General features: G+C 67.8%; 19 protein-coding genes. 10 read left to right on the top strand and 9 right to left on the bottom strand.

The window, feature by feature from the left end:
* Window positions 1-17: 17 nt before the first annotated feature.
* Both ACFVTE_RS17820 and ACFVTE_RS17825 read left to right on the top strand, forming a co-directional pair.
* A complete protein-coding gene (locus tag ACFVTE_RS17820; protein WP_387102611.1) occupies window positions 18-1,001 on the top strand; it encodes an aldo/keto reductase in 984 nt (327 codons plus the stop codon).
* Between the two features lie 102 nt (window positions 1,002-1,103).
* Window positions 1,104-1,637 carry an HPP family protein gene (locus ACFVTE_RS17825; RefSeq protein WP_387102613.1) on the top strand — a complete coding sequence of 178 codons (534 nt, stop codon included), beginning with the start codon at window positions 1,104-1,106 and terminating at the stop codon, window positions 1,635-1,637.
* Here ACFVTE_RS17825 and ACFVTE_RS17830 read toward each other — a convergent pair.
* Window positions 1,585-2,529, bottom strand: a complete 945-nt coding sequence (locus ACFVTE_RS17830; protein WP_387102615.1) for an amino acid-binding protein — start codon at window positions 2,527-2,529, stop codon at window positions 1,585-1,587. The genes ACFVTE_RS17825 and ACFVTE_RS17830 overlap by 53 nt on opposite strands.
* Before the next feature lie 248 nt (window positions 2,530-2,777).
* Between ACFVTE_RS17830 and ACFVTE_RS17835 the strand changes: the two genes are divergently transcribed.
* Complete coding sequence (locus tag ACFVTE_RS17835; RefSeq protein ID WP_387102617.1) at window positions 2,778-3,755, top strand: hypothetical protein; 978 nt, start codon at window positions 2,778-2,780, stop codon at window positions 3,753-3,755.
* Window positions 3,756-3,882: 127 nt separating this feature from the next.
* Window positions 3,883-4,959: an FUSC family protein gene (locus tag ACFVTE_RS17840; protein WP_387102619.1), complete on the top strand. Its 1,077-nt coding sequence runs from the start codon at window positions 3,883-3,885 to the stop codon at window positions 4,957-4,959.
* Between the two features lie 3 nt (window positions 4,960-4,962).
* Here the strand turns inward: ACFVTE_RS17840 and ACFVTE_RS17845 are convergent, their stop codons facing one another.
* The 3 genes from ACFVTE_RS17845 to ACFVTE_RS17855 all read right to left on the bottom strand — a co-directional run bounded on the left by ACFVTE_RS17845 (window position 4,963) and on the right by ACFVTE_RS17855 (window position 9,212).
* Window positions 4,963-5,424, bottom strand: a complete 462-nt coding sequence (locus ACFVTE_RS17845; RefSeq protein ID WP_387102620.1) for a hypothetical protein — start codon at window positions 5,422-5,424, stop codon at window positions 4,963-4,965.
* Window positions 5,421-7,859, bottom strand: a complete 2,439-nt coding sequence (locus tag ACFVTE_RS17850) for a molybdopterin oxidoreductase family protein (protein ID WP_387102622.1) — start codon at window positions 7,857-7,859, stop codon at window positions 5,421-5,423. Before ACFVTE_RS17850 ends, ACFVTE_RS17845 begins: the two co-directional genes overlap by 4 nt.
* A 78-nt stretch (window positions 7,860-7,937) precedes the next feature.
* Complete coding sequence (locus ACFVTE_RS17855) at window positions 7,938-9,212, bottom strand: MFS transporter (protein ID WP_387102624.1); 1,275 nt, start codon at window positions 9,210-9,212, stop codon at window positions 7,938-7,940.
* Window positions 9,213-9,353: 141 nt separating this feature from the next.
* Between ACFVTE_RS17855 and ACFVTE_RS17860 the strand changes: the two genes are divergently transcribed.
* The 3 genes from ACFVTE_RS17860 (at window position 9,354) to ACFVTE_RS17870 (ending at window position 12,569) form a co-directional block, all read left to right on the top strand.
* Entirely contained in the window at window positions 9,354-10,103 is a 750-nt protein-coding gene (locus tag ACFVTE_RS17860; protein WP_387102626.1) for an IclR family transcriptional regulator, read from the top strand.
* A 131-nt stretch (window positions 10,104-10,234) separates the two neighbouring features.
* Window positions 10,235-11,419: a 4-hydroxybenzoate 3-monooxygenase gene (locus tag ACFVTE_RS17865; protein ID WP_387102628.1), complete on the top strand. Its 1,185-nt coding sequence runs from the start codon at window positions 10,235-10,237 to the stop codon at window positions 11,417-11,419.
* Window positions 11,420-11,537: 118 nt separating this feature from the next.
* The gene (locus ACFVTE_RS17870; RefSeq protein ID WP_387102630.1) at window positions 11,538-12,569 is read left to right on the top strand and encodes an FAD-dependent monooxygenase; all 1,032 of its coding nucleotides are present in this window, start codon (window positions 11,538-11,540) and stop codon (window positions 12,567-12,569) included.
* Between the two features lie 32 nt (window positions 12,570-12,601).
* Here ACFVTE_RS17870 and ACFVTE_RS17875 read toward each other — a convergent pair whose 3' ends face one another.
* From ACFVTE_RS17875 to purB, 4 genes are all read right to left on the bottom strand, one after another.
* Window positions 12,602-13,036 (bottom strand): acyl-CoA thioesterase, encoded by a 435-nt coding sequence (locus ACFVTE_RS17875; RefSeq protein WP_214852015.1) that lies wholly within the window; start codon window positions 13,034-13,036, stop codon window positions 12,602-12,604.
* Between the two features lie 67 nt (window positions 13,037-13,103).
* Complete coding sequence (locus ACFVTE_RS17880) at window positions 13,104-13,607, bottom strand: GNAT family N-acetyltransferase (RefSeq protein ID WP_387102632.1); 504 nt, start codon at window positions 13,605-13,607, stop codon at window positions 13,104-13,106.
* Window positions 13,608-13,782: 175 nt separating this feature from the next.
* A complete protein-coding gene (locus ACFVTE_RS17885; protein WP_387102633.1) occupies window positions 13,783-14,448 on the bottom strand; it encodes a histidine phosphatase family protein in 666 nt (221 codons plus the stop codon).
* 133 nt (window positions 14,449-14,581) lie between these two features.
* The gene (purB, locus tag ACFVTE_RS17890; protein ID WP_387102634.1) at window positions 14,582-16,024 is read right to left on the bottom strand and encodes an adenylosuccinate lyase; all 1,443 of its coding nucleotides are present in this window, start codon (window positions 16,022-16,024) and stop codon (window positions 14,582-14,584) included.
* 206 nt (window positions 16,025-16,230) lie between these two features.
* On the opposite strand from purB, the gene ACFVTE_RS17895 reads away from it, so the two are divergent.
* Both ACFVTE_RS17895 and ACFVTE_RS17900 read left to right on the top strand, forming a co-directional pair.
* Entirely contained in the window at window positions 16,231-16,578 is a 348-nt protein-coding gene (locus ACFVTE_RS17895) for a hypothetical protein (protein ID WP_387102636.1), read from the top strand.
* A complete protein-coding gene (locus ACFVTE_RS17900; RefSeq protein WP_387102638.1) occupies window positions 16,578-18,164 on the top strand; it encodes a hypothetical protein in 1,587 nt (528 codons plus the stop codon). Before ACFVTE_RS17895 ends, ACFVTE_RS17900 begins: the two co-directional genes overlap by 1 nt.
* On the opposite strand, the gene ACFVTE_RS17905 is transcribed toward ACFVTE_RS17900, so the two are convergent.
* Window positions 18,118-18,546, bottom strand: coding sequence for a phage holin family protein (locus ACFVTE_RS17905; protein WP_387102640.1), 429 nt, complete (start codon window positions 18,544-18,546; stop codon window positions 18,118-18,120). The genes ACFVTE_RS17900 and ACFVTE_RS17905 overlap by 47 nt on opposite strands.
* 59 nt (window positions 18,547-18,605) lie before the next feature.
* On the opposite strand from ACFVTE_RS17905, the gene ACFVTE_RS17910 reads away from it, so the two are divergent.
* Window positions 18,606-19,724 carry a histidinol-phosphate transaminase gene (locus ACFVTE_RS17910; RefSeq protein WP_387102642.1) on the top strand — a complete coding sequence of 373 codons (1,119 nt, stop codon included), beginning with the start codon at window positions 18,606-18,608 and terminating at the stop codon, window positions 19,722-19,724.
* Window positions 19,725-19,849 lie beyond the last annotated feature (125 nt).

A 19,849-nucleotide genomic window follows, 5' to 3' on the forward strand; every position in this document is an offset into this window, starting at 1 on the left:
AGGAAAGGAAGCACCGCATGAAGACGGTCCGACTTGGAAACTCCGGCCTGGAAATCAGTGCCGTTGTCCTGGGCATGATGAGCTATGGGGACCCGGGGAAGGGCTCGCACGGGTGGAGCGTGGGCCTCGACGACGCCAGGCCGTTCGTGCGCCGCGCCTACGAGGCCGGGATCACCACCTTCGATACCGCCAATGTGTACTCGGCCGGCTCGAGCGAGGAGATCACCGGAACCCTGCTCAAGGAACTGGCGCCCCGGGAAGAGATCCAGATCGCCACCAAGGTCCACGGCCGGATGCGCCAGGCCCGCAACGGGGCCGGCCTCAGCCGGGCGGCGATCATGCACGAGATTGACGCGTCCCTCACCCGGCTCGGCACCGACTACGTGGACCTGTACCAGATCCACCGCTACGACCCGGTGACTCCCGTCGAGGAGACGATGGAAGCCCTGCACGACGTCGTGAAGGCCGGAAAGGCGCGGTACATCGGCGCGTCAAGCATGTGGGCCTGGCAGTTCGCCCAGATGCAGCATGCGGCGGAGTTAAACGGCTGGACCAGGTTCGTGTCCATGCAGGACCAGTACAACCTCCTGGAGCGGGAGGAGGAACGCGAAATGCACCCGTTCTGCCAGGCGACCGGCGTCGGCGTCATTCCCTGGAGCCCGCTCGCACGCGGCAACCTGACCCGGCCGTGGGGTGCCGCTGGATCCGGAACGCGGAAGGACACGGACGAGTTCGGCAAGGGGCTGTACAAGCAGGACGAGGAGGCGAACAAGGCGATCGTCGACGCCGTCGCCGCAGTGGCGGACGAACGCGGCGTGCCGATGGCGCAAATCGCCCTGGCATGGAGCGCTGGCAAGTCCGCGGTTACCGCACCCATCGTTGGGGCGACGAAGGAACGCCATATCGACGACGCCGCTGCCGCCGTCGAGCTTGAACTCACCGAATCGGAATTCCGCCGCCTCGAAGAGAGCTACACGCCCCGCCGTCCCTCCGGGTTCTGACCGGGCAGGGGTTCTTCGCGGCGTCGGGTGAGGCTGCCGTTGCGTGGGTACGGGTCACCACAACACCGGATGCAGGTGTTGAAGGACGGAGGAGGATCGGCGATGGCACAGGATTCTTTGCTGGAGCGAATGAAAGGCCAGTGGGACGGACTCGGGGCCGGTGTGTATGCGGCTGCCTTGGTGATCGTGGTGCTGGGGCTCTGCGGCGTCGCCGGCGTTCTCCTCCATCTCCCATGGCTTTTCCCAAGCCTCGGCCCGACGGTGATGCTGTTCTTCGAATCCCCTGAGCAGGAGGCTTCGAGGCCGGTCAACGCCCTCGTGGGGCACGGCATCGGGCTGGTGGCGGGTGCCCTGTGCCTCTACGCGTTTGGGTTGCAGGGCCAACCTTCGGCCCCGGTCGGCGGACTGACCCCGCTGCACGTGGTTAGCGGTGCCCTGTCAGTAGGGCTGACCACGCTCGTGCTCACCTGGATCGGCTTGCCGCATCCGCCTGCCGGAGCGACCACGCTGATCATCAGCCTCGGCATCCTCACGACGCCGCCGCAGCTGCTGTCCGTTGCTGCCGCTGTTGTGATGACCACCCTTATCGGCTGGGGGCTGAACATGCTGCTGGGGACCCGCCCGGCCCGGAAGTAGGCCCGGATCTCTGGGCGGCTCCGGATGCCTGCGCCTCCCAGTCACCGCGGGCCTCCCGATGCGCCAGTATTTCGGCAAGCTCGGCGAGCCGGTGCGCGCGGGCCGATTCGGCCGGTGTGAACGGCTCGCCGGGACGGAAGAAGGTGATGGGTCCGTGCCAGGCTGTCGGGATTTTCAGGAGGGTGCCGGCGTCGTTCGTTTGGGCTCCGTTCTGTTGGACGCGGGCTGACTCGCTGCCGGGGTCTAGGATCCGGGCGGACAGCAGCTCCGCCACGGCCAGCGGGAGCTCCGCGGGAGTGGCGGCTATCCGGGCGGCCAGGCTCAGGGCCTTGGTCTGTCCGTCGGCCATGGCCAGGGCGGTTGTGGGCCAGACCTGCGTGCTCCGCCCGCCGCCGTCGGTCAGGGCCTCCAGCAGCTGGCGCTCGCCGACCTCGCCCGGCGCGGACAGCACAAATTCATCCATTACTCCGCCACGGACCGGATGGACGTGGATGCCCAGGATGTTGGTGTCCAGCAGCGCCAGTGACCTGGTGATCCGCTTCAGGGAGCCGGGCTCGTCGCGGAGCACGGTCCTCGCACGCCAGAGCGCGGGCGCACTGCCAAGCCGCCGGCGGTGACGCAGCGCGGGCGCGTGGAGCCACCGCCGCAGGATCCGCGCGGCGGATGGTTCGGCCACCCAGATCACCAGGACCGTGGCTGTCAGCGTCAGCACCAGCACCTTGGCCAGGTAGGGCAGGTGCGTCTGTACCACCAGCGCGTGCACCAGCAATTCTATGGGGAGCATGACGGCGACATTAGCCACCGTGAGGCGCGTCTTGGTGGGTTCGGGCATCTGACCGCAGACCTCGCAGCTCAGTTCGGCGGGGGAGGGGGCACTTGCACGAGGCTTCATGGTGCCAGCCTGCCCGGCCGCTGTTACAGCAGGATTGCCCCGACGTTCCGATCCCGCGAAACCTCCGCCGGGTGCATGGCGTTTTTTGTCCAGATAATGGCCTCTGATGGGGCTTTTGCAGCCATTATCTGGACAAAAACTCGGGGGTGCTGAAGGGCTATGGCCAGCCTCCGGCCCGCTCCCTACACTGAAGGGACCAGCGTGCGGAGCTCCCGTACAACGGCCTGCTCGCACGGAAGAGTTCACTCGTGGAGAGCACCGTCATGTCCATCAGCATCAGTTCAGGCCATACACGCCGCCGTGCCGCCGTAGGGCTCCTCGCCCTCGCCGCGCTCCTGGTCCCCGCACCCGCCGCCTCGGCCCGAGAGGCGGAGTCCGATGACGTCGCCCCGGTCATCCTGCTGGACGGGGCCAAGGGTGCCGAAGGCATCGCGGCCGCCGGCAGCACCAAGTTCTTCGCCGGAGACCTGGTCACCGGGGACATCTACCGCGGCGACATCCGCAACGACAAGGCCACCAAGTTCATTGATGCGCCCGATGGTAGGGTGGCCGTGGGCATGAAGGCGGACCGGCACAATGACCTGCTGTTCGTCGCCGGCGGACCTACGGGCCAGGCCTATGTGTACGACACCGACACGGGCAAGACGGTCAAGACCTACCAGCTGACCAAGAAGGAAGCCTTCATCAACGACGTGGCGCTCACTGACCACGGCGCCTGGTTCACCAACTCGCGTCAGGCTGAGCTGTACTTCATTCCGGTGGACGACGACGGCGACCTCGGCTCCGTGCGCACGCTGGCTCTGAAGGGCCCCGCGGCGGACACCGGCAAGCAGTTCAACCTCAACGGCATCGCCTACTCCCGCGACGCCCGCCGTCTGGTCGTCGCCCACTCGGGCAACGCGGCGCTGTACACCGTCAGCCCGTGGACCGGCGCCAGCACCGCTATCACCGGCGTGAAGGTCCCGAACGTCGACGGCGTCCTGGTCAAGGGCGACACCGTCTGGGCAGTGCAGAACTTCTCCAACCAGATCAGCCGGATCCGCGTGAACTTCCACGAGTCAACAGCCAAGCTGCGTGAGGTCATCACCAGCCCGGACTTCAACATCCCGACGACGGCGGCCCTCTTCGATGACACCCTCGCCGCCGTCAACGCCAAGTTTGGCGTGCCGAATGCCAAGACCTTCGAAGTGGTGACCGTGGACGCACGCACCAACGCCACCAAGTAGAGACGAACGCAACAGCGCAACGGGCGGCCTCCACGGGAAACGCGGGGGCCGCCCCCGTTAAACTGGGAAACGGACGCCAGTGCCGCCGTCGTCAGTTCCAGACTGCAACGAAAGGCGCGATTCCCCCGTGAAGCTGCTGGCCGAGATGTTCACCCTTGCCCCGGCAAACAAGGATCATCACGTCGCCGTGCGCTGTGCCGTGGGAGTGTTCGTGCCGCTGATCACCCTGCTGCTGCTGGGCCGCCTGGACCTGGCGATCTTCGCCTCCTTCGGCGCGTTCACCGGCATCTACGGCCGCGGCGAGCTGCACCACAAGCGGTTCTTCATTCAGGTCCGGGCCGGTGCGCTTATGCTCCTGGTGATCCTGCTGGCCACGCTGACCGCCAGGACCGTGCACGCCGGCGGCCTGTCCCAGGAGGCGAGCATCTGGCTGCAGGTGCTGGCCACCACCCTGGTGGCCGGCGGCTGCTCATGGGTGATCGCCCGGTGGCGGCACCGGCCGGCCGGCTCGCTGTTCCACATCTTCGCGTTCGCCGCAATCGCGTCCATTCCCAGCCAGCCGCCGCTGTGGGAGTGCCTGCTGGTGGCCGCCGTGACCACGCTTTTCTGCCTGGCCGTCGGCCTGTCCTCCCGGGTGCTGCGGAGCCACCGGACGCCGTGGGAGATGCCTCCGCCAGTCCGACTGACCTCGGATGAGAAGCGCGCCGCGGGGCAAGAGGCCGCGGGCTACCTTGTGGCCGCGGGGCTGGCCGGCACGCTCGCCACCCTCGTGGGCCAGCAGCTGGGCTTCGGGCACAACTACTGGGCCATGGTGGCGGCGGTGGTTCCACTGGTGGGACGCACCACGCGGCACCGCATCGCCCGCGGTATCCAGAGGATCATCGGCACCGTGCTGGGCCTTATCCTGCTGGCGGGCATCCTGCTCCTGCAGCCGGTGCCGTGGCAGACGGTCCTGGTGATCGCCATCTGCCAGTTCGGCGCCGAGCTCTTCATTGCCCGCAACTATGTGCTGGCCCAGGTCTTCGTGACGCCGCTGGCGCTGACCTCCACCCTGCTCGTCTCGCCGGCCGCGCCCGGCATCCTGCTGCGGGACCGGATCGTGGAGACGGTGATCGGCGCCGCCGTCGGAATTGCCGTGGTGCTGGCCCCCGCCGTGTGGTCCCGGCTATGGCGGCGGACTTCGGCCGGGGTCCCGGCGCGGTAGGGCCTATTCGGCGACCAGGAGCGCCTGGGGTGCGGCCTGCTTCATCCTCGTCCGCAGCCACCGGATCGCCAGCTCCGAGTCGCCCTCGCACTGCTTCACGATGCCCTGGAGCTCCTTGTCCCGGTCACCCTTGGCCGCCTGCCCCACCATCATCCAGGTGACGTCGATGTGGTTGACCAGCACGTACAGGTCCTGCAGGTCCAGCATCAACGCCAGCGGACCGGAGCGAACCTCCTTCACGCCGTTGGCCGTCAGCCGGTGCTCCTCCTCGCCCTCGACGTCTTCGCCGTAGCGGTCAATCACCGCCTTCAGCGCCTCCCGGTGGGCGTCGCACTTCCTGGCGAACGTCTGAAGGATGAAGTGCACGTCGGGTTCGTCGCCGTGGCCGTCCGCCACCACCCGAAACGACGACGCGAGTGTCGCTTCCGCCTCGTCCAGCAGGCCGATGTAGACCGGGAGTTTCATCGCTGGGCTCCTGTGGCGCGGCGGGATGCGGTGGTGTCAGGGGCTTTCGACGGGCCGTCGCCGCTGCGGAGCTTCTCCACCCGGACGGCGGCGTTCTTGAACAGCGGCTGCTTGGACACCGGGTCCCATTCGGTGATGGTGAGTTCGTTCGCGGCGCGGTGCCGGCCGCCGTCGGGCTTAAGAACGACGGCGGGATCCCCGGTCCCGCTGCCGGCGGCAGCACCGCCGTCGGACGTGTCCCAATAACCGTAGTGGAACGGCGCGAAGACGGTCCCCGGCCGGATGTCGCCGACCCGGACCGGAACCTCGAGGCTGCCGCGGCGGGAGGTCACCCGGGCGATGTCCCCCTCCTGGCAGCCGGCGCGCGCGGCATCCTCCAGGGACATCTCGATCCAGGGCTCCGGCGCGGCGGCGTTGAGGCGGCGGCTGCGGCCGGTCTTGGTCCGGGTGTGGAAGTGGTACGCCGTCCGGCCGGTGGTGTAGCGCAGCGGGTACTCGGCGTCCGGTTCCTCATGCGGAGGGGTGTAGTCGAGGGCCTTGAGCCAGGCCTTCCCGGGCTGCACGGTCGCCTTGTACTGGGTTTCGCCGGTGGTGGCGCCGGTGAGGAGGTCGTGGCCGAAGGACTCGCAGTACTCCGGCGCGGTGGGGAATTCGCCGTCGGTGTACAGCCGTTCGGTGCCTGCCGGGATCTCTTCGGTGCACGGCCACTGGATGCCGCTGCCGCCGCGGAGCTTGCCGTAGCTGAGGCCGGTGTAGTCGCAGGGGCGGCCGCGCGAGCATTCCTTCCAGGCCTCGAAGCCGTCCTCGGAGCCTGACCAGTCCAGCAGCGGCCGGCCGTCCTTGTCCGTGAACCCCATCCGGCGCGCGTAGTCGAGGAAGACGTCCAGGTCGCTCCGTGCCTCGCCCGGCGGATCGACGGCCTTCTCGGACAGGTGGACGGTGCGGTCCACGTTGGTGAAGGTTCCGGTCTTCTCGCCCCACGCGGCGCAGGGGAGGACGACGTCGGCGTACTGCGCGATCTCGGTGAGGTAGATGTCCTGCACCACCAGGAACAGGCTGTCCTTGTCCAGGATGTGCCGGATCCGTTCGAGCTGCGGCATGGACACCGCCGGGTTGGTGGCGGTGATCCAGAGCAGTTCGATGGAGCCCTGTTCGGCGTAGCGGAAGATCTGCAGGGCGTGAGTCGGCGGCGCCCAGTCCGGGATGATCCCCGGGTCCACGTTCCACAGCCGGGCCAGGTCCTGCACGTGCTGCGGGTTTTCCCAGTTGCGGAAGCCCGGCAGGTCGCCGTCGGCCCCGCATTCCCTGTTGTTCTGGGCGGTGGGCTGGCCGTTCATCTGCAGCAGCCCGCAGCCGGGCCTGCCGAGCATGCCGCGGAGGAGGTGCAGGTTGTTGACCTGGCACGCGGACGCCGTGGCGTGGGCGGACTGGTAGAAGCCCTGCAGCACCGTGGAAAGCACCCTGTCTTCGGTGCCGAAAATCTCCGCTGCCCGGCGTACGTCGGCGGCGTCCACGCCGCAGGTCTCCGCCACCTTCTCCGGGGTCCACGGCTCCACCACGCTGCGCAGCTGGTCCACGTTGGCGGTGTGCTCCGCGATGTAGGCCTCGTCTATCCAGCCATTGGCGAAGACCTCGCGGACCAGGCCGTTCATGAGCGCCAGGTTGGTGCCCGGATGAACCGCCAGGTGCACATCGGCACGGCGGGCCACTTCAGTGTCGCGCGGGTCCACGCACACAAGCTTCGGCGGGTTCGGCCCGTCCAGCCGGTCCAGCACGCGCGACCACAGCACCGTCTGCGTCTCGGCCATGTTGTGGCCGTACAGGAAGACGGCGCTGCACTCATCGACGTCCGTGTAGCTGCCGGGCTGGCCGTCGGCTCCGAAGGACTCCTTCAGCGCAGCCGCGGCCGTGGCCGTGCACAGGCGCGTGTTGCCGTCCATGTGCGGCGTGCCGATGCCGGCCTTGCCGAGGATGCCCAGCGCGTAGTACTCCTCGAGGAACAGCTGCCCACTGGTGTAGAAGCCGTGGCTGAGCGGGCCCTTGCTGGCAAGGAGCTCCTTGCTGCGCGCCACGATGCGGCCCATGGCGGTGTCCCAGTCCGTCTCCACCAGCTTGCCGTCCACCCTGATCAGCGGGCGGGTCAGGCGGTCCCGGTGCTCCTCGCCCTGCCAGCTGCCGTAGAGTCCCTTGGGTCCCAGCCGGCCGCGGTTCACCCGGTCTGCGGCGCGGCCGCGGATGCCCACCATCTTCCCGTCCTTGACGGCGATGTCGCACCCGCAGCCGTTGCTGCACAGGACGCACGCCGACTGCACCCACCTGTCCACGTCGACGTCGGTCAACCCTTCGGCCAGCACCTGGTCCACGCGCTCGGGCCATGCCTGCCCGCTTCCGTGGGGTGTCCGTTCGCCCCAGATGTCTGCTATCCGGTCGGTCATGGGGTCAGCCTCCGAGGATGGTAAGTGAACTTACTGTCCTTAGGTTACCCGCCGCCGCCGTTCGCGCCAGCGGCTAACCTATGAACGCCCGACGGCGGGTTCCCGGCCGGGTGCAGCGGCGACCGCATGGGGGACGGCCACCAATGCAACGACCGCCAGGACGGCTGCTGCCGCGAACACGTAGAAGCCCCACGGGTAGGCGATGCCGGCTGCCACCAGTGTGCCGGTGACGGCCGGTCCCATGATGGCACCGAACCGGCCCACGCCGGCTGCGAAGCCGAGGGCGGTGCCCCGGAGCCGGGCCGGGAACAGTTGGCTGACCCAGGCATATACGAGAACCTGGGAGCTGAAGACGAAGACGCCTGTCACGAAGACGGCGGCGTTGAGCAGCAGTTCGCTTTGGACCTTGATGCTGAGGACGGCCAGGAAGACTGCGGAAAGGCCGAACCACAGCAGGACGATTTTCTTGGTGCCGTGCTTGTCCGCCAGGATGCCGGCCACCACGAGCCCCACGACGGCGCCCACGTTAAGGACCAGCAGCAGCACGAGGCCCGCACTCACGGTGTATCCGGCGGAGGCCATGAGCTGCGGCAGCCAGGTGTTCAGACCGTACACCAGCAGGAGGCCCATGAAGGAAGCCACCGCGATGCCGAGGGCGACGAAGGGGTAGGGGTTGCGGGTGAGGTCGCGGAAGCTGGCCTGCTCCGGGAACTGACCGGCTCCTGCGGGTTCACCCTCGGCTCCCTTGGTTGCAGAAAGCTGCCCGGCAGGGGCCGGTGGCAGGGTCTCCGGCAGCCGGAACCACAGGAGCGGCACCAGGGCGAAGCCGGCCAGTCCGCCGACGACGAACATGATGCGCCAGTCCGGCACTACCAGAATGGCCAGGAACGCGGTGGCGACGGCGCCCACGTGGTAGCCGGTCATGGTCCTGGTGGTGGACTTGCCGGCGGTGCCGGCCGGGGCGTAGTCGTTCATGTAGGCCAGAGCCGCCGGAAGACACGCGCCCAGGCCCAGGCCGGCCAGGAGGCGGAAGATGCCGAAAACGGCCACGTTGGGTGCAAAAACCACTGCGATGGTGAAGAGCGAAAACCACGCCACGCAGGCCACGAGGAGGCGGCGCCGTCCCAGCCGGTCGGAAAGCGGAGCGATGAAGAGCGCCCCGATGCCCACGCCCACCAGTGAAATGGTGGCCGCGTAAGTGGCACCGATGGCGTCGAAGCCGAGGTCGTGCGTCTTGATCAGGGTAGGTATGACGGTGCCCAGCACCACCAGGTCGAATCCGTCCAGCACCATGGCCAGCCAGCAAAGCCAGACGGGCCACTGGGAGCGGCGGGCAACAGAGAGCGTTGACATGGGGAACCTCATCGTCCGGTAGAAACTTTTGTGGAATCGAAGGTGCAGGATCCAGGTTGCCGCTGCCCTTTCGACATGAGATTTGTATCACCGCCGGGTGTAATCTGGGACAACTCAAACCATTCAATGGAAGGAGGGACGGTGGCCAATTCAGAGTCCGGGGATTCGGTGGTGGACCGCGTGGTGCGCGTCATCGCGGCGTTCCCGGCCGGCGTCACTGTCCTGCAGCTGTCCGAGCTGGCGGAGCGCGCGGACCTTCCCCTCACCACCGCGCACCGCCTGGTTCGGCAGCTGGCCACGCACGGGCTCCTGGAAGCGGGTCCCGGCGGCTCGGTCCGGCTGGGCCTTCGGCTCTGGGAGCTGGTGAACCGCAACTCGCCCACGCTGGCCTTGCGCCAGGCGGCCATGCCTTTCATGGAGGACATCCAGCACGTGCTGAACCAGAACGTGAACCTCGCCGTGCTCGACGGCTGGGAGGCGCTGTTCGTGGAGCGGCTGTCCCGCCGCGGATCCGTGGCCAACCGGGCCCAGATCGCGGGCCGGATGGCGGTGCACGTGTCATCGGCCGGACTGGCCCTGATGTCGCACCAGCCCAAGCCGGTCCAGGCCGAGTATCTGGACCAGTTTGCGGATCCCGCCGGAAAGGTGGGGAGTGACGAAGTGCGGGCCTTGCTGGCGGAGGCTGCGAACCAGGGCTTCGCCGAACTGGCCGGCGTGATCGATCCTGACACCTGGGGTATTGCTGTTCCCGTGCTGGACGGCCAGAAGCGCGCGGTGGCGGCGATCGGCGTCGTGGTTCCCCTCCGCGAGATGCGCATGCAGGCGCTGGTCCCGGCGCTCCAGACGGCGGCACGCGGGATCGCCCGTCGGCTCAGTGAGGGTCCCGGCTAGGTTTTCCAGGCCAAACGTGATTCCATTCAGCGGAATTACTGTAACGCCGAACACACGCTCCGGCGCACACTGTTAGCCAGCAACCACCTTCCGCCCGGACTTCCGGGCCCCGCAACGGAGCGAGGAACACCATGGCACGACAGATCATCACCACCCAGGTGGCCATTCTGGGCGCAGGCCCTGCGGGACTCATGCTGTCCCACCTGCTGGCCAAGGCCGGCATCGAATCCACCGTGATCGAAATCCGCAGCCGGCAGGAAATCTCGGAGACGGTCCGCGCCGGGATCCTGGAGCACGGCACGGTAAACATGCTCGTCGACGGCGGCGTGTCTAACCGCGTGCTTCGCGAAGGAGACCGGCACGACGGCATTGAGCTCCGGTTCAACGGGGAAAGCCATCGCATCGACTTCAAGGAACTCGTGGGGGAGTCCGTCTGGCTGTACCCTCAGACCGACGTCTTCATGGACCTCGCCGCGCGGCGGGAGGCCGACGGCGGCGACGTGCGCTACAGCGTCACCGACACCACCATCCACGGCATCGAGGACAAGCCCAAGGTCTGGTTCACGGATGCCGACGGCGTGGAGTACGAGCTCCAGGCCGATTTCATCACGGGTGCCGACGGCTCGCGCAGCCACTGCCGGTTCCAGATCCCCGAGGCGCACCGCAAGTGGTACTTCCACGAGTATCCGTTCGCCTGGTTCGGCATCCTTACCGAGGCGCCGCGCAGTTCCGACGAACTGATCTACGCCAACTCCGAGAACGGCTTCGCCCTCATCAGCCAGCGCACCGAAACCGTGCAGCGCATGTATTTCCAGTGCGACCCCAAGGAAAACGTGGCCGACTGGAACGATGAGCGGATCTGGGCGGAGTTCCGCAGCCGCGTCAACGGCAACGGCTTCGAACTGAAGGAGGGCCCGGTCATCGACAAGATGGTCCTGCCGTTCCGCAGCTTCGTGCACACGCCCATGCGGCACGGCAAGCTGTTCCTGGCCGGCGATGCCGCCCACACGGTGCCGCCGACGGGCGCCAAGGGCCTGAACCTGGCGATCCACGACGTGAAGGTGCTGTTCGAGGGGCTGGACAGCTACTACAACAGCGGCTCCGCGGCGCTCCTGGATTCCTACAGCGACCGCGCGCTGGACCGGGTGTGGAAGGCCCAGCAGTTCTCCTACTGGATGACCACCATGCTGCACACCCCTGCCGATGCCGGCGACTTCGCCCGGGCCCGCCAGCTGGGCGAGCTGAACTCCGTGGTGTCCTCGCGCCACGGCCAGGCGTACCTCGCCGAGGCGTACACCGGCTGGCCGTCCCGCTAAACCGGCGGGCCGCCCTGGGTGGGACGGCCCGCCAAGCCGGCGTCCCGCCAAGCCGGCGTCCCGCCAAGCCGGCGTCCCGCCAAGCCGGCGTCCCGCCGTCGGGCTTAAGATCGGGTCCATGGAAGCCATAACCATCATCGGCGGCGGCATTGCCGGCCTCGCGCTCGGGGCGGGCCTGGACCCAAAGCGCTTCGACGTGACCATCCACGAGCAGAGGCCCGGCGTGCCGGCGGTGGAGACGTCGCTGGCCATGTGGCCGGAGGCGCAGGCGGCCCTGGCGGTGCTGGGGGTGCTGCCGCAGATCAGGGCGGCGGGCACAGCCTTCGGCGGAATGGCCCTGCGCGATGCGGCGGGCACAGCCCTGGTGGCCCCCGAGGTGCGCGGGGTTCTCGGCGTCTCACGGGCGGACCTCATCCGGATCCTCGACGCCGCCGTGCCCGCCTCCGTGCGCCGCGTCGAGGGCAGGGTGGACGAGATCCCCGCTACCGGACCGCTGGCGTCAGGCCTGCTGGTGGGAGCCGACGGCGTCCACAGCGTGGTCCGCCGCTCCTTCTGGGGCGCGAGGTCGCAGGCGAGGCTGACGCAGTACCTGGCGCTCCGCGGCGTCCTGCCCGCGCCCGTCCAGGCCGGCGCCGGCGGGGAATACTGGGGACGCGGACAGCTGTTCGGCATCACGCCCGCGGCTGCCGGGAGGACCTATTGGTACGCCTCGTTCCGCTCCAACCTGGGCCCGGCAGATGTTGATGCCGCCGCGGCGCTGCAGCAGGCCAAGGAGCGCTTCGCCGGAAGTGCTCCGGCCGTGCGCACGGTGCTGGAACAGGCGACGCCCGACGCCACTCTGGCGCAGCGGATCTGGACCACGCCGAACCTCGGCAGCTTCGTGCGGCCGGGTGCTGTCTTGGCGGGCGACGCCGCGCACGGGATGACGCCCAACCTTGGCCGCGGCGCCTGTGAAGCGCTGGTGGACGCCGTCACGCTGGCCGAACTCCTCAACGCCCACCTGGTGGAAGACGCACTGAAGGCCTACAACCGGCAGCGCGCACTCAAGACCCAGCTGCTGCGACTGGCCTCCTCCGCCATGGCGGGCGTGGCCCTGGCCGAACGGTCCCAGCCGCTGCGCGACGGATTGCTGCGGCTGGCTTCCCGGTAGGTTTTCGGGAAACACGGACGACGGCGGGACCGCTAGTCCTGCTGCAGGGTTTCGGTGAGGTGGTGCGTGGGGATCCGGTCGCGGTCGTAGGTGATCTCCGTGTAGCCGTGCGGTTCCGGCTTTCCGGTGGAGCTGAGGTTCACGAACACGATCTCCTCGATCGTGAGGATGCTCTGCCGCGTGATCATGTTGCGGACCTCGGCGCGCATGGTCAGTGACGTGCGGCCGAAGCGCGTGGCGGTCAGGCCCATCTCGATCAGGTCGCCCTGGACCGCCGAGCTGACGAAGTTGATTTCGGAGATGTATTTGGTGACGGCGCGGCCGTTGCCGAGCTGGAGGATGGCGTAGATCGCGGCTTCCTCGTCGATCCACTTCAGCAGGCTGCCACCGAACAGCGTTCCGTTGGCGTTGAGGTCCTCAGGCCGCACCCACTTGCGGGTGCGGAACGTAATGTCTTTGGTTTCCATAGCGCGAGATTAGCCGACGGCGGCCCGACCCGCCGGAGTATGACGGCCGCCGTCGTTGTGCGCTCGCTCAGGCCATGGCGGTGTGCGCTGCGCTGTGGCTATTGATCTGCTTGGCGAAGCAGTACGAGTGCTCCAGGCCGATGTAGGGGCCGAAATTGGGAACCGGATCGAAACCGGAGTTGGCGTAGAAGTTGCGGCCGTCAGGCTGCGCCGACCCGGCCTCGGCAGTGATCCGGGTGATCCCCTGCGCAAACGCCTCGGCCTCAAGGGCGGCCAGGATGGAGCTGGCCACGCCGGACCCGCGCGTGTAGGGGAGAACGTAGAGGCGCTTGATTTCCGCCGTCTCCGAATCGAGCAACCGCAGGCCGCCGCAGCCCACCGGCTGGCCCGACCCCTTGTCGTAGGCCACGAGAAACACCGCGGTATCCACTTCGGACGGCTTGGGTCCCGGCTCATGGTCGGCGTATCCGAATCGGGCGTCCAGTTCGGCCTGCTGCGCCGCGCGCAGGTCGGCGCCCACAGGGTTAGACCAGCTGACTTTCCGGATGTTGAGCCTGGGATTGGTCTGCATCTGTGCCTCGATTCGCCGAAGGGTTGTGCGAATTAAGGCTAGGAGTGCGCCGTTACCGCGGTGTTTCCTGCCGGTTAGCGCCGTGGGAACACTTGTGGCCGTGCTTGCCATGTGAGCGCGCTGTTACTGCCGCACTAGTGTCCGCAAGGGTTTCAGGGACGCTCGCTTTCGTCGTCTAGCCCGTGGTCTTTCCCATCGGGTCCTCGGCGGTGGGGTCGGCCAGGGCGAGGCCGCCGACGGGGCTGGCGTCCCAGTGGATCAGGTTCCAGCCGGCGTCGGGATCGCCTTCAAGCGCCACGATGCCGGTGTTGGCGAGGACGTGCCGGGCGGCGAATTCCATGTCGATGTTGTCCGCCCGGTGGGCCGCCCAGACGCGGATCGCGGCGCCATGGCTCACCACGGCGATTGCGCCCGTGGGGGCGGCTTCCGCGGCGACCTTGGCGATGGCTGCGTCGTAGCGTTCGAAGAATTCGTGCCCGTCGGGTCCGGCGGGCATCCGCCGGTCGAAATCGCCGTCGGCCCAGGCGAAGACGGTGCTCATGTACCGGCGGTGGGACTCGTGGTCCGTCAGCTTCTCGAGGGCGCCTGCCTCGATCTCGTGGATGCCGTCCAGGATCTTCACGTCCAGGCCCAGTTCGCGGCCCAGGGGCCTGGCGGTGATCTGGGTGCGGACCAGGGTGGAGGCGTACAGCGCGCTGATCGGCTCGTTGACCAGGGCCCGCGGCAGGGCCTCGGCCTGGCGTTCGCCCAGCTCGGTGAGGCCTGGGCCGGGGTGGGCGGTGTCCAGCTGCCCCAGCACGTTCCCGGGAGTTTCGCCGTGGCGGATGAGAAGCAGCCTCATGGTGTCGCGTTCCTTGTCATCGTTGGGAAAGGTAGGCGGCACGGGCCGCCTTGGCGGGTCCGGCTTTTTTCCTGCGGAAGCCGCCGGAAACGGCAGCGGTGCCGGGCAGCAAAGCCCGGCACCGCCGTCGTACTTATTTCAGGTGGTCCACCAGCTGGTCCGCGATGCCGGTGTACTTGCCCGGCGTCAGGGCGAGCAGCCGCGCCTCGGCCTCTGCGGACAGGCCCAGGCCCTGGACGAACTCCTGCATCCGGGCGGCGTCCACGCGCTGGCCCCGGGTGAGGTCCTTGAGCCGCTCATAGGGGTTCTCCATGCCTTCGACGCCGGCAATCGCCTCCGCGCGCATCACCATCTGGATGGCTTCACCGAGGACTTCCCAGTTCGTGTCGAGGTCCTCGGCGAGCACGCTCTCCGCGACGTCGAGGCGCTCCAGGCCCTTGGCCACATTGGAGATGGCCAGCAGCGAGTGGCCGAAGGCGACGCCGATGTTGCGCTGGCTGGAGGAGTCGGTGAGGTCGCGCTGCCAGCGGGAGGTGACCAGGGTGGAGCCGAGCACGTCAAGGAGGCCGGAGGAGATCTCCAGGTTGGCCTCGGCGTTTTCGAAGCGGATCGGGTTGACCTTGTGCGGCATCGTGGAGGAGCCGGTGGCGCCTGCCACGGGGATCTGCGCGAAGTAGCCGATCGAGATGTAGCTCCAGATGTCCGTGCAGACGTTGTGCAGGATCCGGTTGAAGCGGGCCACATCGGCGTACAGCTCCGCCTGCCAGTCGTGGCTTTCGATCTGGGTGGTCAGCGGGTTCCAGGTCAGGCCCAGCTTCTCCACGAACGACTTCGCGACCTGCTGCCAGTCGGCGCCGGGGACGGAGGCCACGTGGGCGGCATACGTGCCGGTGGCACCGTTGATCTTGCCGAGGTATTCGGTCCTGGCGATGCGTTCCAGCTGCCGGTTCAGGCGGTGCGCGATGACGGCGAGTTCCTTGCCCAGGGTGGTGGGCGTGGCGGGCTGGCCGTGCGTGCGGGACAGCATCGGAACGGCGCGGTTGTCCTCGGCCATCTTGCTGATCTGGGCCACAAGGGCGCGGGCGGCGGGCAGCCACACGTCCTCCACAGCGGCCTTAACGCCCAGGGCGTAGGACAGGTTGTTGATGTCCTCGGAGGTGCAGCCGAAGTGCACCATGGCGGTCAGGTTCTCGATCCCGATGGCGGGCAGGCGGCGGCCGATGTAGTACTCCACGGCCTTCACGTCGTGGACGGTGACGGCTTCGATTTCGGCCAGCTCGGTGACGGAGGCGGCATCGAATTCGGTGACGATGGCGCGCAGCTGCTGCTGCTGGTCCTCGGTCAGCGGGCCGGCGCCCGGGAGGACGTTGTCCCCGGTCAGGTGGATAAGCCATTCAACCTCGACGGCGACGCGGTCGCGGTTGAGGGCTGCCTCGGACAGGTAGTCAACGAGGGGAGCGACGGCGGACTTGTAGCGGCCGTCCAGCGGGCCGAGCGCGATTTGTTCCCCTGACGCGGCGAGGGCGAGGCGTCCGGAGGGCGTACGGGTGTCAGCTGTGGCGGCAGTTTCAGGCATGACCTGATTCTTTCATGAAGTTCTGTGCCCGCTGAAGCACGGGATTGCCTGTGACTTCTCCTCCACAGCCCCGCCCCGCATGCACTTGTCCACATGGACGACGCCGACCGTTCCGTCGGGTGCCGACGGCGCCCTAGCGTCATGGGCAGGAAGAGAGGAAGGGGCCGGGCGCCGGAGCGCCGGGCCACGGGGATGGGGGTATCCGAATGAGCGCCAGCATCACGGCGATGAGCGCCAGCGTCACGGCGATGAGCGCCGGCATCACGGCGGCCGATGCCGCGGCATGTTCGTCGCGCGGCTTTGAAGTCCAGCTGTTGGCCGGGCGGATCGAGGCCTGCGCCGAACAGGTCCAAGTCGTGCAGGCCAGGCTCTCACAGCTCCAGCTCATGGACTGGCAGTCGCCCGCCGGCCAGGCCTACCGGTCCAGCGTTCGGGGGCACGCCATTGCCCTCTCCCGGGCGCGGGAAGAAGTGCTTGCCGCCGCTCTCGCACTGCGGCGGCACTCCGTCAACGTCGCTGAGTCGGCCCTTCCTGCCGCCGCCGGGGGCTACTGATGGCCGAGGCCGCCCCGGGTGGCAGCGGCGGGCAGCTCCGCCCCGCTGAACCGGCCTCCAACAGCGTCCTTTCCGTGCGCGGCGGAGTGGGCGGGATTTCATTCCAACTTGAGGAACTGGATATGGGGGCGCGGGAGCTGGAGACGCTCGCCGGGGATTTGGCGGCTGTGGAGCTCGGCATCTATAGCGTCTGGGAATCGCTGGGAAGCTACCAGCGGGACGATCCCGCCAGCGGCGCGGAGGCCCTGACGGCCGTCTGGGACGGGCGGCACTCTGTGGCGGCCGTGCGGGATGAGCTGGAGCGCCTGGCCGGCGACGTGCGTGCCTGCCAGCTCGGGTACAGCGCCGCCGAGATGGCGAGCATGCTCAAGACGCAGCTCAATTTGGACTCCCCGTGGTTGGCGGTACGGCAGTTCATTGACCTTGGCCTGTCAGGTGACGGGCGTCCGAACAGGGACACTACAGAGGCGATCGCCTCGAGTGACCGCCTCGCGGCCGGCATCGCCCTGGCAGCTGTTCTGGGAGTACGGCTGAGCCCCTTGGACGCCGCAGTGAAGATGGTGCTCGCGTCCGGCATGGCGGGATCGAGTGTCCCCGCCCTTGCGCGGATGTTGCTGGACCGCGTCCTGCCGGAACTCAGGCCGCGGCCGGTCAGGGCCCTCAAGGAGGATTCCGCGGACATTGCCCTGGACGCCTCCCCTGCAGGTCTTCTTGCCCGGGCAGGCGAGGTGGAGGAAGCCGGCCCAGGCCAGATCGAGGTCATCCAGACAACCACCGGGGGACGGGACGCGTTCATCGTGATCATTCCCGGAACCCAGCCCGGCAACACCGGCGGTCCCAACCCTTTCGACGAGGCCGGAATCGGCGAAGCCTTCGGATACGGGTCCGAGTACACGGCCGGGGCCATCCGGGCGGCCCTTCACGAAGCAGGGGCAGAGGCCGGGGACCAGGTGGTGGCTGTGGGCTACAGCCAGGGCGGCATCCACGCGATGAACCTGAGCCAGGACAAGGCCTTCCTGGCCGAGTACAACCTCAGGTACGTGCTGACCGCGGGATCGCCGGTGGGGGCGATAAACCCGGCGCCAGGTGTCAGCAGCCTGCATCTGGAGCACCGGCAGGACTGGGTTCCGGGCAGCGAAGGCCTTCCCAATCCGGACACCAGGGACCGGGTGACGGTAACGCTGAACGGTGTGGTCAGGACGCCGCCCGGTGAGGACGCCGGCCTCGGGCCCGGCCACCGGCTCACCAACTACGAGGCCGGGGCGCGGGCCGTCGCCGCGAGCCCTGATCCTTCGCTGGTGGCATCCGCCGTCGTCCTTGCGGGCGTAGTGGGTGCAGGGGGAACGGCTAAGGCCACCCGCTTCCAGCTGGTCCGGGCGCCAAAGCCGCCCGTGTCCGTCGTGCAGCCGCCACTGCCCGGACCGGGCAGGATTATCTTTCCCGTCGTCGGCGGCAGACCGGCCGTCGTCGGCGGCGGACCAGGCGGCGTTGTCAGTGGCGGGCAGCCGGCCGGCGGGCCACCAGCCGGCGGGCCATCAGTCAGCGGCGGCGGGCGCCGGGAAGCCGATCAGCCACAAGGGAAATGATGGTGATGATGATGGCAGCCAGCACGGCGGTCCAGAAGAACGAGTCGATCGTGAAGTGCACCGGCGTGTAGCCGCTGATCCACGAGGTGAGGTACAGCATTGCGGCGTTGATCACCACCGTGAACAGCCCCAGCGTCAGGATGGTGATGGGCAGCGAGAGGAAACTGACCACCGGCCGCACAAACGCATTGACCAGGCCAAAAATCAGCCCGATGAACAGGTACGCCAGGACAATGCCGGCGGCGTCCGTTCCCTGGTTCACTCCGGTCTTGGCCACAGCTTCCGTGGTGGCTGTGGTGGAGATATCCAGGCCGGGCAGAAGCCAGCTGGCAATCCACAGCGCCAGTCCGTTAATGATCACGCGCATGATGAAAGACCGCATGCACCCATGCTTTCACACCGCAAGGTGTGGCTGGCAGTCAGGGGCATAGGCTAGGTGGCATGACTTCATCAGAGACTATGGCGGGAGGCTTGAGGCCCCGACCGGTGGTTGACCGGCTGCCCCGCTACGCTGCAGGTAAGCCGCCCGTCGCCGTCGACGGCCTTGCAAGCTACAAACTATCGTCCAACGAGAACCCGCTGCCGCCCATCCCGGCCGTGGTGGAGGCCATCGCCGCGCAGACAGACTTCAACCGCTACCCCGACCCGCTCAGCACCAAGCTGCGTACCGCGCTCGCCGGGTTCCTCGACGTGCCGGCCGAGGACATCGTCACCGGAGCCGGCAGCCTTGGAGCCCTCACCCAGCTGCTGGCAACGTTCGCCGGCCAGAACGACGACGGGAAACCTGACGAAGTCATCTACGCGTGGCGGTCCTTCGAGGCCTACCCCATCTGCGTCGGGCTTGCCGGGGCAGAGAGCGTCCGGATCCCCGTGACGGCTGACGGGCGCCATGACCTCGACGCAATGGCCGCAGCTGTGACCGCGCGGACCAGGGTGATCCTGCTGTGCACTCCCAACAACCCCACGGGCCCGATTCTGACCGCCGAGGAAACTGAGCGCTTCATCAAGGCCGTCCCCTCGGACGTTGTGGTGGTCATCGACGAGGCCTACCAGGAGTTCGTCCGGGCTGAAGACGCCGTGGACGGCATCCGGATGTACCGCAAGTACCCCAATGTGGTGGTGCTCAGGACGTTCTCCAAGGCCCACGGCCTCGCCGGCCTCCGCGTCGGCTACAGCGTTTCCCAGCCCCAGCTCACCCAGCACCTGCGCGTCGCCGCCACCCCCTTCGCGGTCTCCCAGATCGCCGAACAGGCAGCGGTGGTGTCGCTGCAGAATTTCGGCCAGGTTGTAGAAAGGGTACAAAGCCTTGTGGACGAGCGGGACCGCGTAACAGCAGGCCTGCGGGACCTCGGCTGGTCCGTTCCGGAGGCACAGGGGAACTTTGTCTGGCTTGATCTGGGCGAGAACAGCACGGAGTTTGCCCAGCTCGCCGGGGAACGGGCGCTGTCTGTGCGGGCCTTCGGAAACGAAGGCGTCCGGGTCAGCATCGGCGAGGTGGAAGCGAATACCCGATTCCTGGAACTCTGTGCGGTCTACACAAAACCGCCACGCCGTTCCTAGCGCTTAACAAACAGCCGGCGCTACCTACGCCGGATAAAGTAAGGAACAGTAAGCCAAATATATATGCCTCGGCGGGAATGCATTCCCGGCGAGGCATATATCCCAGCGACATTGCAACGCATCCG

Source organism: Arthrobacter sp. NPDC058097 (assembly GCF_042884885.1).
Classification (GTDB): domain Bacteria; phylum Actinomycetota; class Actinomycetes; order Actinomycetales; family Micrococcaceae; genus Arthrobacter.

What these genes read in the sequence shown, in the direction of transcription:
- ACFVTE_RS17830 (WP_387102615.1), bottom strand. Translation starts at nt 2,529, where the DNA reads ATGAAGCCTCGTGCAAGTGCCCCCTCCCCCGCCGAACTGAGCTGCGAG.
- ACFVTE_RS17885 (WP_387102633.1), bottom strand. Translation starts at nt 14,448, where the DNA reads ATGAGGCTGCTTCTCATCCGCCACGGCGAAACTCCCGGGAACGTGCTG.
- ACFVTE_RS17880 (WP_387102632.1), bottom strand. Translation starts at nt 13,607, where the DNA reads ATGCAGACCAATCCCAGGCTCAACATCCGGAAAGTCAGCTGGTCTAAC.
- ACFVTE_RS17895 (WP_387102636.1), top strand. Translation starts at nt 16,231, where the DNA reads ATGAGCGCCAGCATCACGGCGATGAGCGCCAGCGTCACGGCGATGAGC.
- ACFVTE_RS17900 (WP_387102638.1), top strand. Translation starts at nt 16,578, where the DNA reads ATGGCCGAGGCCGCCCCGGGTGGCAGCGGCGGGCAGCTCCGCCCCGCT.
- ACFVTE_RS17875 (WP_214852015.1), bottom strand. Translation starts at nt 13,036, where the DNA reads ATGGAAACCAAAGACATTACGTTCCGCACCCGCAAGTGGGTGCGGCCT.
- ACFVTE_RS17820 (WP_387102611.1), top strand. Translation starts at nt 18, where the DNA reads ATGAAGACGGTCCGACTTGGAAACTCCGGCCTGGAAATCAGTGCCGTT.
- ACFVTE_RS17845 (WP_387102620.1), bottom strand. Translation starts at nt 5,424, where the DNA reads ATGAAACTCCCGGTCTACATCGGCCTGCTGGACGAGGCGGAAGCGACA.
- ACFVTE_RS17850 (WP_387102622.1), bottom strand. Translation starts at nt 7,859, where the DNA reads ATGACCGACCGGATAGCAGACATCTGGGGCGAACGGACACCCCACGGA.
- ACFVTE_RS17865 (WP_387102628.1), top strand. Translation starts at nt 10,235, where the DNA reads ATGGCACGACAGATCATCACCACCCAGGTGGCCATTCTGGGCGCAGGC.
- ACFVTE_RS17870 (WP_387102630.1), top strand. Translation starts at nt 11,538, where the DNA reads ATGGAAGCCATAACCATCATCGGCGGCGGCATTGCCGGCCTCGCGCTC.
- ACFVTE_RS17825 (WP_387102613.1), top strand. Translation starts at nt 1,104, where the DNA reads ATGGCACAGGATTCTTTGCTGGAGCGAATGAAAGGCCAGTGGGACGGA.
- ACFVTE_RS17905 (WP_387102640.1), bottom strand. Translation starts at nt 18,546, where the DNA reads ATGCGGTCTTTCATCATGCGCGTGATCATTAACGGACTGGCGCTGTGG.
- ACFVTE_RS17910 (WP_387102642.1), top strand. Translation starts at nt 18,606, where the DNA reads ATGACTTCATCAGAGACTATGGCGGGAGGCTTGAGGCCCCGACCGGTG.
- ACFVTE_RS17855 (WP_387102624.1), bottom strand. Translation starts at nt 9,212, where the DNA reads ATGTCAACGCTCTCTGTTGCCCGCCGCTCCCAGTGGCCCGTCTGGCTT.
- purB (WP_387102634.1), bottom strand. Translation starts at nt 16,024, where the DNA reads ATGCCTGAAACTGCCGCCACAGCTGACACCCGTACGCCCTCCGGACGC.